This is a genomic window from Nocardia sp. FBN12 (assembly GCF_054031145.1).
This window is the reverse complement of the sequence record NZ_CM132926.1, coordinates 3,567,058-3,583,999: the sequence shown is the minus strand read 5'-3', so window position 1 is coordinate 3,583,999 and position 16,942 is coordinate 3,567,058. Positions and strand designations below refer to the sequence as shown.

The window sequence follows — 16,942 nt, the reverse complement described above, 5'->3', positions numbered from 1 at the left end:
AACCAAGACCCACTGCCTCGGTGACGACGGTCGGATGCCTCGGTGACGAAGGCCAGCTGCCTTGGTGGGGAAGGCCGACCGTTCGTGGCACCACTCGATAGCGACCTCTTCTCGGGCTCTCAGAAGGATTGGCACAGTGACGACTTCCCTTGCACCCTCGGCGCTCGCCAGGGACGACAACTCCATCTACCGCGCGCTGTCGGAATTGGACAAGCCGGTGTTCGTGGTTCGTGACGATCGCGGTGTCGCGGTGACCACCGATGCCGGTGCCGCCCGTGGCGCGCAAGTGCTGGCCGCCGCACCGGCGCTGCGGCCGGAAACGCTCGGTAACAACGAGTTCCGGCAGACGCACGGGGTGGACTTCGCCTATCACGCCGGTGCGATGGCCAACGGGATCGCCTCGGCCCCGATGGTGGTCGCCATGGCCCGCGCGGGGTTGCTCGCCTCGTTCGGCGCCGCCGGGGTGCTGCCCGCCCGGATCGACGAGGCACTGGCCACGATCGGGCGCGAGGCACCGGGAAAACCGTTCGCCTGCAACCTGATCCACAGTCCCAGCGAGAACGCGCTGGAGCGGGCGATCGTGGATGCCTGCCTGCGGCACGAGGTGCGCTGTGTCGAGGCGTCGGCGTTCCTCGACCTGACCCCACAGGTGGTGCGCTACCGGCTGGCCGGTCTGCACCGCGACCCGAACGGTCAGGTGATCGCCCGAAACCGCTTGATAGCCAAGGTGTCTCGCGCCGAGGTCGCTGAGCTGTTCCTTCGCCCGGCACCGGAGCACCTGGTGCGCGGACTGCTCGACGCGGGGGAGATCACGGCTGAGCAGGCCGAGCTGGCGGCGTCGGTCCCGATGGCCGACGACATCACCGGCGAGGCGGACTCCGGTGGCCACACCGATCGCCGTCCGCTGGTGGTTCTGCTGCCGTCGCTGCTGGCGGTGCGTGAACGGATCCAGCGTGAATACGGATACGCCCAGCGGGTCCGGGTCGGCGCGGCCGGTGGCATCGGTACCCCGGCGGCCGCCGCGGCGGCCTTCGCGATGGGTGCCTCCTACGTGGTCACCGGGTCGGTCAACCAGGCCACTGTCGAAGCGGCGCAGTCGGATACGGCGAAGCGACTGCTGGCCGCAGCGGGTGTGGCCGATACCACCATGGCGCCGTCGTCGGACATGTTCGAACTCGGCGTCGACGTGCAGGTGCTGCAACGCGGCACGATGTTCGCGAGCCGGGCCCGGCGCCTGTACGACACCTATCGACGCTACGACGGCATCGAGGCGATCCCCGTCGCCGAGCGCGCCGAAATCGAGCAGCGGATCCTGGCTCGCTCGTTCGACGAGGTGTGGGAGGACTGCCTCGGCTACTTCCGCGAGCGTGACCCCGAGCAGATCGCGCGTGCCGAGGGGAACCCGAAACGCCGGATGGCGCTGATCTTCCGGTGGTATCTGGGCCGTTCGTCGGGCTGGAGCACCGCGGCGACACCCGATCGCACGCTCGACTACCAGATCTGGTGCGGGCCCGCGATGGGCGCGTTCAACGACTGGGTCGCGGGCACCTACCTAGCCGCACCGGCGCACCGCCACGTCGCCGAGGTCGGGCTGCAGATCATGCGCGGCGCGGCCTTCACCACCCGCGTGAGTCAGTTGCGCGCGGCGGGTGTGCGGCTACCTGGCCGCTGCGCCACGTACGTTCCGGCCCCGCTCGCCACTGTCGAGTCGCGATGAGTAGCGCGGTGCACGGGCACGCCGCTGGGCAGGGAGACGTCACCATGCAGGCAGACAGCGTGGTAAGAGGAGACACCGCCGGGCAAGAGGGCAGCGTGGTGCGAGGAGACACGGCCGGGCGAGGAGGCGGCGTGGTGGAAGACAGTGCCGTGCAGGGGCACCGTGTTGCGCAGGAATACAGCGTCGCGCCACTGGTCACTATGGCGGCCGACGACAACTTGGCCAACGTGGTGTTCCGCAAGGCCGTTGCCGATCCGGCGGCCGTCGTGTTCAGTCGCAATACGGACGAGGGCTGGGTCGATGTCGGCTTCGCCGAGTTCGCGCGAGTTGTTCTCGGGCTCGCGAAAGGCCTGTCGGCCAACGGGATCGGCGTCGGCGATCGGGTGCTGATCCTCGGCGGTACGAGTTTCGAGTGGTCGGCGGCGGACTTCGCGGTGCTGAGTGTCGGTGCGGTGGTCGTGCCGGTGTACCTGACGTCCTCGGCCGAGCAGATCCAGCACATCGTGGCCGATGCCCGGCCCAGCGCGTGTTTCGTGGAGACAGCCGAACAGTCCGAGATGATCGGCGCGGCCGCGGGGGAGGCGTTGCGCGGGCGAGCCTGGCTGCTCGGCTCGTCGTTGCCCGCGCTGACCGAGCAGGGCGCAGCGGTCGCCGACGCCGAGGCCACCGAACGCAGGCTGGCGGTGCGCGCCGACGATGTCGCGACGATCGTCTACACCAGCGGCACGACCGGAGTGCCCAAGGGGTGCCTGCTGACCCACCGCAACATCTTCGCCGCCGCTGCCAACGTCGTCGAGCTCCTCGACACCGTATTCCGGCGCACCCCAGCAGATCCCGCGTCGACGCTACTGTTCCTTCCGCTCGCCCACGTGTACGGGCGGGTCGTGCAGTTCGGTTGCGTACTGGCCGGGGTCCGCACCGGTCTGGTCGCCACCCCCGCGCAGCTGCCCGCCGAACTGCCGAACTTCCGGCCGACGTTCCTGATCGGCGTCCCGTACGTCCTGGAGAAGATCCGCAAAGCGGCACGTCAAGCACTCGGCAGCGCCGCCTACGACACGGCAGAGGCGGCGGCGATCGCGATCGGCCACGCACGCCGACGCGGTCAGCCGCCCCCGGCGAGCGCGGTGATCGACACCGATATCGGCAAGCAATGGCGCGGCATGCTCGGCGGACGGCTCGAGCACATGGTCGCGGGCGGCGCCTCGCTGGAACCGTCGACAGCGGACTTCTTCACCGGGATCGGCGTGGAGATCATCGGCGCGTACGGTCTCACCGAGGCATCGTCGACAGTGAGTATGAGTGCGCCACACGCCAATCGGGCCGGCGCGGTCGGCCGACCGGTGCCGGGCACGACCGTCGCGATCGCCGACGACGGCGAGATCCTGGTCCGCGGCCCACAGGTCTTCCCCGGGTACTGGCCGGACGGCGGCCACTCGGCCGAAACCTGGCTGGCCACAGGGGATCTCGGCCGTCTCGACGAGGATGGGTTCCTGTTCATCACCGGTCGGCGCAAGGAGATCATCGTCACCAGCGGCGGCAAGAACGTGGCACCCGCGCCCCTCGAAGATCGAGTTCGCCTGCACGCCTTGGTCAGCAACTGCATGCTCGTCGGTGAAGGGCGACCGTATGTGACCGCGCTGATCACCGTCGATCCGATGGTGCTGGCCCGGTGGGCCGCCCAGCACGACGTCGACCTGGCCGCCGGCATCCCGACCGACGACCCCCGATTGCTCGCGGAGATCGCCGCCGGTGTCGAGGCGGCGAACCAGCTCGTCTCGCGGGCGGAGTCGATTCGCCGGTTCGCCGTTCTCGCGGAGGACTTCTCGATGGAGAAGGGGCAGCTGACGGCGTCGTTGCGACTGCGTCGCGCGGCGATCGAAGCCGACTACGACGCCGTCATCGCCGAGCTCTACCCCGGCTGACCCGCGGCCAGCCAGCAGAAGTACTCGAGGTCCACCTTCGCGAGCAAGGCGCCACTGTCGTCGTGCAGCAAGGCCTTTCCGGTGATGTCGAACTGTTCCTCGGTCCTGCGCCCGACCACGTCGGCCAGGATCGGGGAGCTCACCGTGCCACTGGCGCGGATCCGCCCACGAGCAGGCCGGAAGAAGGTGGTCTTGGTGCCGCGCAGCACGAAGGTCCGCACATGCAGAATGCGCGGTGCGATGATGCCGGAAAACGCGCCCGCACAGGCGACTTCGGCCGCGAGGAACAACGCCCCCGCGTGCACGGTTCCCAGGTGATTGCTCATCTGCGGTGACTCGGGGATCTCGGCCACCGCCGAACCGGGGCCGAGTTCGGTCATGCGCACCCCTACCAGATTCACGAACGGCACGAGCGTGTCGACGGTCTTGCGGATCTGTTCGTAGTCCGGCGTCGCGGCACCGGTCATATTCGTCAGCCGAGCCTGCGCTGCGGCGATTCCGGGGGCTGGTTCATTTCCAGTTGGCATGCCCCAATTAGCGCATATTCAACCGTTTTTCGTGATGAACGGAAGTTGAATTCAACTATTCCGTCGAGCTGCCGGATCGCTAATACTGAGATCCATTGTTAGGGAACACCTATTCATGTAATCCGATTGGAAATCGGTATGCGGATCATGCGGTTCTCCTCCGTAAACTCGCAACCGGGGCCATAAGCGTTTCATTTACTGAGGAGTCACCCTGATGTATGACGCGATTGTTGTCGGCGCGCGGTGCGCGGGTTCACCGGTCGGCATGTTGCTGGCGAGGCAGGGACATCGAGTCCTGGTGGTGGACCGGGCCACCTTCCCCAGTGACACCGTCTCGACGCACTACATTCAGCAGCGCGGCGTGGCCCGGCTGGCCCAGTGGGGTCTGCTCGACAAGCTGATCGCCACCGGTGTGCCGGCGATCAAGCGGATGACGGTGTCCTACCTCGACATCGTCATCGCGGGGTTCGCCGATCCCATCCAGGGCATCGATGCCACCTACGCGCCGCGGCGCACCGAACTCGACACGATCCTGGTCGAGGGGGCGAAGGAGGCAGGCGCCGAAGTTCGCACCGGCTACACCGTCAGCGAACTGATCATCGAAGACGGCGTGGTCGTCGGCATTCGCGGTTCGGTAGCAGGCGGCGAGATCGCCGAGGAGCGGGCCCGCATCGTGATCGGCGCGGACGGCACCAACTCGTTCGTCGCCAACGCTGTCGGCGCCGAGACCTACACGAAGGTCGCGGCCGAGTGCTTCATCTACTACAGCTACTTCAGCGGCCTGTCGCAGACCGAGTTCCACAGCCGCATCGGCGACAAGCAGCAGATCGGCATCTGGCCGACACACAACGACCAGACGCTCGTCGCGGTCATGCGCAAGATCGACAAGTACTCCGACTTCCGGGCCGATGTCGAGACCAACTTCGTGCAGGTCGCCCGCGATATCCTGCCCGAGTTCGCCGAGGAACTGGTGACCAAGGGCAAGCGCGAGGACCGCTTCTACCCGATGCGGTATCCGGACAACTACCGCCGCCAGTCGCACGGCGCGGGCTGGGCGCTGGTCGGCGACGCGGGCTACCACAAGGACCCGTTCACCGGACTCGGGATCTCCGACGCGTTCGACTACGCGGCACTGCTCGCCGAACGGGTGCACGAGGGTCTGACCGAACAGCGGCCGATGGCCGAGGCGCTCGCCGATTACCAGCGCGAACGTGACGAGAAATCGCAGTCGAGTTTCGAATTCACCTGCACGATTTCCACGCTCGAGCTGACTCCGCAATTGCTGGCTGTTTTCCGAGCGCTGGAAAAGAACGAGGAATATGCCACGGACTTCTTCGCGATGGTCGGCGGCGGAATGACCGGCGAGGAATTCTTCGCACCCGAACGCATCGCGAAACTACTCGGTGCCAACGTATGAGCTGATGGTGCTCGGCGACAGTTTCGCGGAGGGGCGCGGCGGTGCGGTCACCGCCGACGGCTCCTTCGCGGGATTTGTCGCGCACGTCGAGCACCTGCTCGGAATTCACGGCGCGACACTGAACCTCGGTTCCTACGGGGCCACCACCCAGGATGTCCTCGACCGGCAGCTGCCGGTGGCCCTCGCCGCCGATGCTCCGCTGATCGGCGTGATCGTCGGCGGAAACGACCTGGTCACCGACTACGACCCGGATCGCTTCCGCCGCAACCTGCGTCACATCTATGCCGGGTTGGCGCGCCGGGATCGGCTGGTGTTCACCACGAACTGGCCGGATATCCCGGACCGCCTGCCCGGTCTGCCCGAATCCGTGCGCACGGTGTTGCGGTCGCGATTCGCGCAAGCCAACGACTATCTCGACGACCTCGTCCACGAGTTCGACCTCGTGCGACTCGATTTGGTGAACGCACCCATCACCGCGGACCCGGTCATGTGGTCCCCGGACGGCATGCATCCGAGTCCGGCGGGCCATCAGCTCATCGGTACGGCGATGGCCGACCTCATCGACGAGGTCCGGACTGTGCGAGTTACGCAACTCTGAGCAGAAGACAAGGGATAGCAACCATGAACGACCACCTTCGGCACTCCGAAGACCCGGCCATGACGCGGCGCCTGGCCGACAACCCGATCGCGATCGTCGGACTGAGCGGACTGTTCCCGATGGCCGCCAATTTCCGTGACTTCTGGCAGAACGTCGTCGACGCCGCGGACTGCATGTCCGACGTCCCGGCCACGCACTGGAACCTCGACGACTACTACGACGCCGACCCGACGGCACCCGACAAGACCTATTGCCGCCGTGGCGGTTTCGTGCCCGAGATGCCGTTCAGCGTCACCGAGTTCGGGCTGCCGCCCAATCAGCTCGAGGTCACCACGGTCGTGCAGTTGCTGAGCCTGCTCGTGGCCCGTGACGTGCTCGCCGACGCGGGCGCGGTCGGGTCGGACTGGTACCGGCCCGAGCGCACCGGGGTGGTGCTCGGCGTCGCCGGACCGACGACGTTGTCGCACCCGCTGGCCGCGCGCTTGTCGACGCCGGTGCTCAAAGAGGTCATCCGCAGTTGCGGGCTGACGCAGGCCGACGCCGAACAGATCGCGCAGAAGTACGCGGACGCCTTCCCGTCCTGGGAGGAGAACTCGTTTCCGGGCCTGCTGGGCAATGTGATCGCGGGCCGGGTCGCCAACCGCCTCGACCTCGGTGGCATGAACTGCACCGTCGACGCGGCGTGCGCGAGTTCACTGTCGGCGGTCCACGTCGCGATCAGCGAACTGGTGTCCGGGCGTGCCGACATGATGATCACCGGTGGCTGTGACACCGAGAACTCGATCTTCGGGTACCTGTGCTTCAGCAAGGTGGGGGCGCTGTCGCGTTCGGGCGTGATCAAGCCGCTCGACGACAGTGCCGACGGCACGCTGGTCGGCGAGGGCATCGGCATGATCGCCCTCAAGCGCCTCGCCGACGCCGAACGCGACGGTGACCGGGTGTACGCGGTGATCAAGGGCATCGGGTCCTCGAGCGACGGGCGCTTCAAGAGCATCTACGCCCCGCGCGCCGAGGGCCAGCAGGCCGCCCTGCGCCGCGCCTACGAAGACGCGGATTGCTCACCGGCCACGATCGGGCTGTTCGAGGCGCACGCCACCGGCACCCGCGTCGGCGATCAGACCGAGCTCGCCGCGTTGAACGCGGTACTGCGTGCGGCCACCGACGAGACCGGATACGCCGCGATCGGCAGCGTGAAATCCCAGATCGGGCACACCAAGGGTGCCGCCGGTGCGGCCAGTTTGATCAAGCTGGCGCTGGCGTTGCATCACAAGGTGCTGCCGCCGTCGATCAATGTCACCGCGCCGAACAAGGCGCTCGACGATTCCTCGCCGCTCTACATCAACACCAGGACGCGGCCGTGGATCCGCGATCCGCACCGCCCGCAACGTCGTGCGGCCGCGTCGGCGATGGGCTTCGGCGGCACCAACTTTCACGCGGTGCTCGAGGAGGCCGCCGGTGATCGCGCGGCGACGATGCATCGCACCGCGCGGGTCTGGTTGTGGCACGCCGAGTCCACCGCCGAACTGGCGAGCCTGCTGAGTTCGGGCGCCGAGCCGAACGGTGACGCCGGGATTCCGGACGAACACGCCCGCGTCGGATTCGTGGCGCGCGACGAGGACGAAGCGTCGGCGCTGCGCGCGCTGGCGGTGACCGAACTCGCCGGTGACGCCGACGAGTGGAACCATCCGCGCGGCATCGTCTTCCGTCGCCGGGCGCTGCCCGATCTGAAGATCGGCGCGCTGTTCGCCGGCCAGGGCAGCCAGTACGTGGACATGGGTCTGGCCGCGGTACTGAACAATCCCACCGTCGCCACCGCCTTCGACGAGGCCAACGCGGTGTTCGCCGACGCGGCCCGGCCGCCCGCCGCGGTGGTGTTCCCCGCGCCGGTCTTCGACCCCGAGCAGCGCAATGCCCAGGAGGCGACGCTGCGGCGCACCGAGTTCGCGCAGCCCGCGATCGCGGCGCTGTCGGTGGGGCAGTACCGGTTCCTGTCCGAGCGCGGCCTGACCTGCGCCGGATTCATGGGCCACAGCTTCGGTGAGCTGACCGCGCTGTGGGCGGTGGATTCGCTCGACACCGCCGACTACTTCACTCTCGCCAGGGCGCGCGGCGCGGCGATGGCGATCGACACCGACGCCGACGCGGGCACGATGGCCGCGGTGCAGGCCGACCGCGAACAGGTCAGCGCGATCCTCGCCGACCATCCCGATGTGAGTGTGTGCAACCACAACGCACCCGACCAGGTGGTGGTCGGTGGTGGTACCGCGGCCGTCGCGGAATTCGTCGCGGCGGGCCGGGCGCGCGGGCTGACCGTGCGTGAGTTGCCGGTGGCGGGCGCGTTCCACACCCGCTACGTCGCCCACGCGGTCGAGCCGTTCAAGGCCGCCGTGAAGAACGTCGGCATTCGTGCTCCGAAGGCCAAGATCTACGCGAATTCCCGTGACGCCGAATATGGTTCGCGGGTCGCGAGCAACCGCAAGGTGCTCACCGACCAGCTGCTCGAAACCGTCGAGTTCGTCGCGGGGCTGCAGGCCATGCAGGCCGACGGCTGCAATGTATTCGTCGAGTTCGGGCCCAAGGCCACGCTCACCTCGCTCGTACGCCGGACTCTCGGCGCCGACGTCATCGCCCTCTCGACCGACCAGGGCCCGACCGGCGACAGCGATGTGGCACTCAAGAAGGCGGCGCTGCAACTAGCGGTGCTCGGTGCGCCGATCGTCGACATCCACCGCCACGACGCCGCGCCGTTCGCGGTGCCGGAGGCGCCCGGCATGGTGGTCCGGCTCAACGGCCGCGACTTCGTCCCGGAATCCCGTAAGGAGCTCTACCGCAAGGGAATCGAGGAGCAGGTCGTGTTGGAAGCTGTCACGCAGGCTCGGGGAGCCGCCGAAGCGGAGGCTGCCGCCCAGGCCCAGATCGCTACTGAAGCACAGGCCGCGGCCCAGGCAGCGGAAACGCGGGCCGCTGCGCAGTCGCGAGCCGCCGCCGAGAATCAGGCGGCCGCCGAGGTCCAGGCACAGACTGCCGTGCGGTCGACAGCGACTCAGACTTCGGCGGTCGTGCGAGTACCCGAAACAGTCATGGCCGCACAGGGTTCCGCGGCTGGCCGTGATGTTCCGATGACGAACTCCTCCGATTCGGCCTATCCGGGCGCCGGGCGGGACACCGTGACTCAGCAGCACCTCGACATCCACAGCCGATACGCCGAGGGGCAACTCGAGGTCGCCGAAGGACTGGTCTCGGTCTTGCGCGACGCGCAGCGGACAGGCGGTGCCGACGACCGCCTCCACTCGACCGTGCACGCCATCAAGGAGCAAAGCCTGGCGATCGGCCGAACCCATGTTCGGGTCAATGAGATCCTCGCTTCGCTGTCCGGCCTGGAACACGCATCACCGACGCCAGTCGATGCCACTGGCCGAACCGGTACCAACGGATTCCACGCCGAACCTTCCGTCGGCAACGGAAACGGCACCCACAATTCGCAGCCGTCGGCCCCGGCCGCGCTGCTCGACCGTCAGACCGGCGACCGGGCGGCCCCGCCGGAGCGCTCCCCGCAATCACCTGCCCCGCATTCTGATTCGGCCGCACCGAGGTTCACAGCGGGCTCGACGGACGCCGCCGACCCGACGGCCGAGCACTCGCCGCGCACCGGCGACGCGGTGTCAGGGCACCGATCGCTCGACACCGAAGCCGTGACCCGTCACCCAGAGGTCGCCGCTGCCGAGACAACCGACCCGGCGCTCGACGCCGACGCGGTGTGGTCGGTGCTGTCGCAGGTGGTTTCGGAGAAGACCGGCTACCCGCCGGAGATGCTGGCACTGTCGCTGGATCTGGAAGCCGATCTCGGTGTGGATTCGATCAAGCGGGTGCAGATCATGGGTGCGGTCGGTGAGCGCATCGATGGTGTGCCCGCTGTGGGTCCCGAGCAGGTCGCGGAGTTGCGGACCCTGAACGACATCGTGGATTTCGTCGCCGCATCGGTGGTTTCGGCGCCGGCAACCGCGCCTACGTCTCCGGCACTCGATGCCGACGCGGTGTGGTCGGTGCTGTCGCAGGTGGTTTCGGAGAAGACCGGTTATCCGCCGGAGATGCTGGCACTGTCGCTGGATCTCGAGGCCGATCTCGGTGTCGACTCGATCAAGCGCGTGCAGATCATGGGTGCGGTCGGTGAGCGCATCGACGGGGTACCGGCCGTCGGTCCCGAGCAGGTCGCCGAACTCCGGACCCTGAGTGACATCGTGGATTTCGTCGCCGCATCGGTGGTCTCGGTGCCGGGCGTCGCGCCCGCGACCGGATCGGTGGTCGATGCCGACGCGGTGTGGTCGGTGTTGGTGCAGGTGGTTTCGGAGAAGACCGGTTATCCGCCGGAGATGCTGGCGATGTCGCTGGATCTGGAAGCCGATCTCGGTGTGGATTCGATCAAGCGGGTGCAGATCATGGGTGCGGTCGGTGAGCGCGTCGACGGTGTGCCTGCCGTCGGTCCCGAGCAGGTCGCGGAGTTGCGGACGCTGAGTGACATCGTCGATTTCGTCGCGGGCTCTGCCGCGACCGGCGCAGCTTCGCCAGGTGCGGCAGCCGCCGACTCGTCGGCAGCTGCTGGCACCTCGGTAACCACTGGTCCCGTTGCCGCCACACATGGCACCGATACGTCGTCGAGTACCGCGTACCCCGGGGCGCAGCAGCGCGACACTCGCGGCGGGATCGACGACGATCCGGTCCTGCTGCGGATCGTGCCTGTCGCACTTCCCGACATCGACCGGCTCGACCAGCCCTACGCCACGGACCGGACCGCGCTGATCGTCGACCACGGTGACAACACCGCCGCGACGCTCGCGACCGGCCTCGAGCAACAGGGATGGACCGTTCACACGGCCTCGGTCACCGCCCGCGACGATGCGGGAGTCCGCGAGTGGGACGGTGTCACCGTGCAGGCGGCGATCGAGTCCGCGCTGAAAGATGTCGCGCGGCTGGATCTGTGCCTGTCCGTCCTGCCCACCGACAGCCAGTGGCTGGCGGGTGGTCATCGGCTCGCCGACACGATCCACACTGCCACGCTGGTCCACGATCGCCTGGTGGCGACCGCCGAAGCGGGTACGCGGGCGGCGTTCGTCACGCTCACCCGCATCGACGGTGTGCTCGGCCACCGAGGCGAGCGAGCCGCTGCCGCCGCCGTTGTCGGCGGGGTCAGCGGTCTGGTCAAGACCCTCGCGCAGGAAGCGCCCGGACTGTTCTGCCGGGCACTCGATCTCTCGCCGCAGCTGACCGACGAGGCGGTGATCGTCTCCTTCCTCGCCGAACTCGACGACGCCGCCATCGACGCTCGCGAAGTCGGGATCGACGCCGGCCACGCCCGCTGGACCCTGCGCCCACAGTCGGTCGAGAGTTCCACCGAGACCACCGAACTGGCCCTCACCACCGACGATGTTCTCGTCGTCACCGGTGGTGCGCGGGGTGTGACCGCGCGGTGTGTGCGTGAACTGGCCGCTCGCCGACCCTGCGAGTTCGTCCTGCTCGGACGCACCGGACTCGACGACGAGCCGGAATGGGCGCTGGGCGTCGCCGACGATGCTCTCAAGGCCGCAGCCATCGCCGCCGTGCGCGCCGCGGGTGAGCAGCCGACACCGAAACAGGTCGACCGGCTCACCCGAAACCTGCTGGCACAGCGCGAGATCCGCGCGACCGTCGACGCGGTAGCCGAGACCGGCGCACGGGTGCGCTACCTCGCGGTCGACATCACCGACGCCGAAGCCACACAGCGGGCACTCGCGCCGGACGCGGGCCGGGTCACCGGCATCGTGCACGGCGCGGGCGCGCTCGCCGATTCCCTGCTGGCAGCCAAGTCCGCCGACGACATCCGCGTCGTTCTCGCGACCAAGCTGGACGGGCTGTACAACGTGGTCAGCGCCCTGCGCGACGCCACGCTCGGACATCTCATCCTGTTCGGGTCGGTGGCCGGGGTTTACGGCAATCCGGGTCAGGCCGACTACGCCGTCGCCAACGAAGCGCTCAACCGCGCGGCGGTGAGCTGGCGCCGCCAAGGTCTCGCCGGGCACGTCACCACCGTGAACTGGGGTGCTTGGGACGGCGGCATGGTGACTCCGCAACTGCGCGAAGTCTTCCTCGCGCGCGGTGTCGCCTTGCTCGGGATGGACGCGGGTGCCCGGATGTTCGCCGAACAGTTCGCCCCCGGTCGCGCCGACGACGTGTCGGTGCTGGTCGGCCCCGCTGCCCCGCTCGCAACGGCCGTAACCATCGCTGCCACACAACCTTTCACCGCCTACCGCGATCTCGCATCGCTGGCCGCGGATCCGGTGATCGGCGACCATCGAGTCGGCAAGTTCCCGGTGTTCCCCGCGGCCGCCGGGCTCGGCTGGGCGATCAACGTGCTCGAGCGCGCCAACCCCGGCCTGCGAGTCGTGGAATGCACTGGGTTCGAGGTGCTCCGGGGCATCGTGTACGACGGGAAAGAAGAGCGCTCCTACCGGCTCGACGTCCAGGCCGGTACGGTCGCCGGCGACCGACTGAGTGTCACGGTCTGGATTCGCAGTGACGAACCCGGCAAGACTCTCGCTCCGTCGCACTTCACCGGCACCTTCCTCCTCGCCGCCGAAATACCATCTGCACCAGCTATTTCCGGCTGGCCGGGTTACGCGATCGGTGAAGGGCCGGAGAACGGCCTTGACGTCTACCGTGCCGCGGATCTGTTCCACGGGCCGCTGCTCCAAGGCGTCCGCCGCATCCTGGAACGAGCGGACCGGCGCCTCGTCGTCGAAGGCAGGCTCCCCGACACCGGCATCGGCACCGGCAATTTCGCAGGGGCACTGCACAGTCCGGTGCTGGCCGATGTCGCGATTCAGTCCGGGGCGCTGCTAGGCGTGTGGTTCATGAACTCGGCCTGCCTGCCGCTGTCCATCGGCCGCATCGAGTATTTCGCGCCGCTGCCCGACGACGGTCCGTTCGTGGTGGTGGTCGACGACCTGCAGGCCAACACGAACAGCACAGAGGTCACCGTGACGGTCACCGCCTGCCACCCGAACGGCACAGTCCTGCAGCGCTATTCCGCCCTCGCGGTCATCGCCACCCCGGAGATGACCGAGAAGTTCGCCGAGGCCGTGCGCTTGCGCGAGCAGCGCTCGTGAGCATCGCCGATGTCAGGAACGGAGATCCGATGACCATCACACCACTGGACACCCTCGACTTCGACGGTGAACCCTTCGACGTCCTCGCCTGGTCCCTGGCACTGGAACCGGCCACCACCCCGCACGCAGCGCCGGGATCCGTAGTGCACCCGGCCGCCCCGTCGCTGTCGGCGGTCTATCCACCCACCTCGCAGCGGGCGGTGCTCCAACAGCCCGCTGCACAGGGCCCACCGGCCGCCGCGGCGGCACCGTCAGCCACTGCCGCGGCTCAGCCGGTGCTGCGGCCCGATGTACAGGGGCCGACCGCAGGCGCGGCGCACCACGTCACGGCGGCGGTGTCTCCTGTCGACCCCATTTCCGCTCTCCTGCACGAGGTTCGGTCCGAGCTGGTCGCCGCTCACCTCTCGGCGATGGACGTTCAGACCGCATTACAGCGACAGGCGCTCGACACCCTCGGCCGCCGCGAGCAGGGCCCCCTGCCCATCCCGGCGCCCGAACCCGAGCCGACAGCATGGGCGGAGCAGTCGTTCGCGGTCATGGTGGATTACGCACCCACGACCGGGCTCACCGTCTCCGCTGCCCCCGGCCACCCGGTGGTATCGGAACTCCCACCACCCGCAACCACCATGAACGCCTTCAAGTTCCTCGCCCGCACCCCGATCACCGCAGTGGACGGCCGAGCCCTCACGGCACTGGCCTGCGGCGACGTGGCGGCGGTCTTCGGCCCGGCCTACGACCAGGAAGGCGTCAACCCCGACATCCGGCTCACCGAAGGCACCCACGGAAACCTCACCGAGGTTCTCGATATCGCCGGCCGCGAGGGCCCTTGGGCCAGAGGGCAACTCCGGGCGACCTGCCGACTCGACGGCGGCGATCTTCTCACCGCGGCGACCGAGGTCGCCTGGCAGGCAGCGCAGATCCTCGCGCTGCGCGCGGGCATGCACCTGTGCCTGGCAGGTGCCCGATTCCAGGCAGGCGAGCCCCTGGAGGTGACCGTGCTCGCACCGCTGACAGGTCCCGCCGAGCTGATCGCCGACGTGGTCCAGATGGACCTGCTCCCACGCCCCTGGCTTCGCGTCAACGCCGAGATCCGGTGTTCGGGAACAGTCGTGGCACGCGTCCACGGTCTCGCCGTGGAGATCAGAGAGGAACCAGGCCTGCCGATCGGCCCGGAGCAGGGCGGTGCGATACCCCGATTCTTCGGCCGCCGCAACGTCTTCGGGCAACGAGCCCTGCTCGGCGAGTTCCACATGACCCACAGCGCCCGCGGCGATCTCGGCATCGCGCTCGGCCCCGAGTTCTCGGCCTACGCGGGCCGCCGGGCCACGCGCATGCCCAACCACGGACTCCAGCTCTGTGACCGGGTCATGGACGTCGACGGGCGACGCGGCCAGCTCGACTCGGCCCGCTCGCACACCGAATACGACTCACCCGCCGACTCCTGGTACTACGCCGAGTCGGCCAACGCCTCCATGCCCAATGTCGTGTACATGGAGACCTCCCTGCAGTCCGCGCTGCTGCTCGGCTACTTCCTCGGCGCCACCCTCACCTCCCCGCAGGAGGACTTCAGCCTCCGCAATCTGGACGGCTCCGCGACCGTGCTGCGCGAAGTCGACCTGCGGGACAAGACAATTCAGCAGACGAGCACCCTGATCGACACCACCGTGCTGGTCGGTGTGGTGCTGCAGACCTTCTCCTACGAACTCTCGGTGGACGGCGAACCGTTCTACGCGGGGGAGTCGCTGTTCGGGTTCTTCAACGCCCCGGCCCTGGCCAACCAGAACGGCCTCGACAACGGCGAATTCGTGCCCACGTGGCTCGACAGTCAGGAGCGACGGCCCGCTGTCCGGGTGATCGATGTGGCCGCCGGACGGGATCGCGGCGCCGTCGGGTCGGCGTCCGGACATCTGGCAATGCTCGAAAGCATCGAAACCGTCGACAACGCAGGCACATTCGGGCTCGGCTACCTGCGTGCCACCCGGCCCGTCACCGCCGGTGACTGGTTCTTCGACTATCACTTCTACCTCGACCCCGTGATGCCAGGATCGCTCGGTGTCGAAGCGGTGATCCAGGCGATGCAGGAGTGGGCGATCGACACCGGCCTCGCGGCCGAACTGGCAGCGCCGGAATTCGTGCTTCCGGTCGGGGTCGCGCTGTCGTGGCGGTATCGCGGGCAGATCCTCGCGAGCGACGAACTGATGACCCTCGAGGTGCACATCAAGAGCGTCGAACGCCGCCCGGGCCGGATTCGGGTGATCGCCGACGCGAGCGTCTGGAAACCGCGCATGCGGATCTACGAACTCACCGATGTCGCTGTGGAGCTGCGCGATGCCGACGCCCAGCCCTGGTGAGAACCAAGGGCATCCGGCCACCGATGCGCCACCGTCGTCGATCAGGTGGCTGCCGGTCCTGGTGCTGGCACTCGGCGCGTTCTGCGCGGGGACCGACAACTACCTCGTCGCCGGGGTACTGGCACCGATGGCCGCCGACCTGCGGGTCTCGGTCGCCGCTGCCGGGTTGTTCGTCACCGGCTACTCGCTGGCCTACGCCCTCGCCGCGCCCGTCGTGGTCACGGTGCTGCGGGTGCGCTCGCCGCGGCAACTGCTGCTGGCCGCGATCGCGCTGTTCGTCGCCGTCAATCTGCTTGCCGCGGTGGCCTGGTCGCCGTGGGTGATGGCCGTGGCTCGCGTCGCGGCCGGGTGCGTCGCGGGGATCTATGTCCCCCTGGCGGGTGCGGCGGCGGCCGGAATGGCCTCGGCGGACCGGCGCGGACGAGCGCTGGCGGTCATTCTGGGCGGTATCTCGATCGCCACCGTGGCGGGGGTACCGCTCGGGGTGTGGGTCGCCGGGTTGTCGTCGTGGCGGATGGCGTTCGTCGTCGTCGCCGCGGTGGCGCTGATCACGACTGTTGGCGTCGCACTGACTGTTCCGGCCGGCGACAGCACGCCCGTGGTGTCGCTGCGGCAGCGACTCGCACCCCTGCGTCACCCACCGGTGTGGCTGGGGCTCGCGGTGACGATCTCGGGTATGACCGCCGGATTGATGGTCTTCACCTATGTCGGTCCAATCTACGCCGAGGTCCCCGCGGTCGGCTCGGCCTATGTCGGCGCGCTGATCATGGCGCACGGCGTCGGCGCGATCTTCGGGTTGTGGGGTGGCAGCGTGCTGGTCGACCGATTCGGCGCGCGGCCGGTCCTGCTCGGCGCGTTGACGATCTTCACCGCGAACCTGGCCTGGCAGCCGATCGCCGCGCACACCCTGGCAACCACTGTCCTTTTCGTCACGGTGTGGGGCGTGGTGGGCTGGGCCTTCCTGCCTGCCCAGCAGCACAGCATGATCGCCGACGCGATTCCGGAGCAGGCACCGATGCTGCTGTCGCTCAACGGTTCCGCGATGTACCTCGGGGCGGCGTTCGGCTCGGCGATCGGCGGAGCCGTCATCGCGGTCTTCGGTGCCGATCGGATCTGGCTGTTCGCCACCGGCTTCGGCGCGATCAGTGTGGCGCTGTCGCTGGTCCGTCATAAACAATTCCGATCCGTCGATCGGCAATTGTCACACGCCGTCGCCGACCGCTGAACACACGGTTACGGTAAATAATGTTCAGCCCGGTTTCTATACCGCT

Annotated in this window: 8 protein-coding genes; 7 read left to right on the top strand and 1 reads right to left on the bottom strand. The window is 68.3% G+C overall.

The annotated features are described in order from the left end of the window. The first annotated feature begins 136 nt into the window (after window positions 1-136). Both ACWZHB_RS17215 and ACWZHB_RS17210 read left to right on the top strand, forming a co-directional pair. On the top strand, window positions 137-1,717 hold the full coding sequence (locus ACWZHB_RS17215) for a PfaD family polyunsaturated fatty acid/polyketide biosynthesis protein (protein ID WP_427908936.1): 1,581 nt from the start codon (window positions 137-139) through the stop codon (window positions 1,715-1,717). 131 nt (window positions 1,718-1,848) lie between these two features. Beyond that, entirely contained in the window at window positions 1,849-3,639 is a 1,791-nt protein-coding gene (locus ACWZHB_RS17210; protein ID WP_427908935.1) for an AMP-dependent synthetase/ligase, read from the top strand. On the opposite strand, the gene ACWZHB_RS17205 is transcribed toward ACWZHB_RS17210, so the two are convergent. Continuing rightward, on the bottom strand, window positions 3,627-4,166 hold the full coding sequence (locus ACWZHB_RS17205) for a PaaI family thioesterase (RefSeq protein ID WP_427908934.1): 540 nt from the start codon (window positions 4,164-4,166) through the stop codon (window positions 3,627-3,629). The two genes, ACWZHB_RS17210 and ACWZHB_RS17205, sit on opposite strands and share 13 nt — an antisense overlap. A 214-nt stretch (window positions 4,167-4,380) precedes the next feature. Between ACWZHB_RS17205 and ACWZHB_RS17200 the strand changes: the two genes are divergently transcribed. The 5 genes from ACWZHB_RS17200 to ACWZHB_RS17180 are packed head-to-tail and all read left to right on the top strand — an operon-like array spanning window position 4,381 to window position 16,896. Further along, the gene (locus tag ACWZHB_RS17200) at window positions 4,381-5,583 is read left to right on the top strand and encodes an NAD(P)/FAD-dependent oxidoreductase (protein WP_427908933.1); all 1,203 of its coding nucleotides are present in this window, start codon (window positions 4,381-4,383) and stop codon (window positions 5,581-5,583) included. Next, window positions 5,570-6,181 (top strand): GDSL-type esterase/lipase family protein, encoded by a 612-nt coding sequence (locus tag ACWZHB_RS17195; RefSeq protein ID WP_427908932.1) that lies wholly within the window; start codon window positions 5,570-5,572, stop codon window positions 6,179-6,181. Before ACWZHB_RS17200 ends, ACWZHB_RS17195 begins: the two co-directional genes overlap by 14 nt. 23 nt (window positions 6,182-6,204) lie before the next feature. Beyond that, complete coding sequence (locus ACWZHB_RS17190; protein WP_427908931.1) at window positions 6,205-13,320, top strand: SDR family NAD(P)-dependent oxidoreductase; 7,116 nt, start codon at window positions 6,205-6,207, stop codon at window positions 13,318-13,320. A gap of 29 nt (window positions 13,321-13,349) precedes the next feature. Beyond that, on the top strand, window positions 13,350-15,671 hold the full coding sequence (locus ACWZHB_RS17185) for a hotdog family protein (RefSeq protein ID WP_427908930.1): 2,322 nt from the start codon (window positions 13,350-13,352) through the stop codon (window positions 15,669-15,671). Continuing rightward, entirely contained in the window at window positions 15,649-16,896 is a 1,248-nt protein-coding gene (locus tag ACWZHB_RS17180; RefSeq protein ID WP_427908929.1) for an MFS transporter, read from the top strand. The genes ACWZHB_RS17185 and ACWZHB_RS17180 overlap by 23 nt, the downstream gene beginning before the upstream one ends. Window positions 16,897-16,942: the final 46 nt, after the last annotated feature.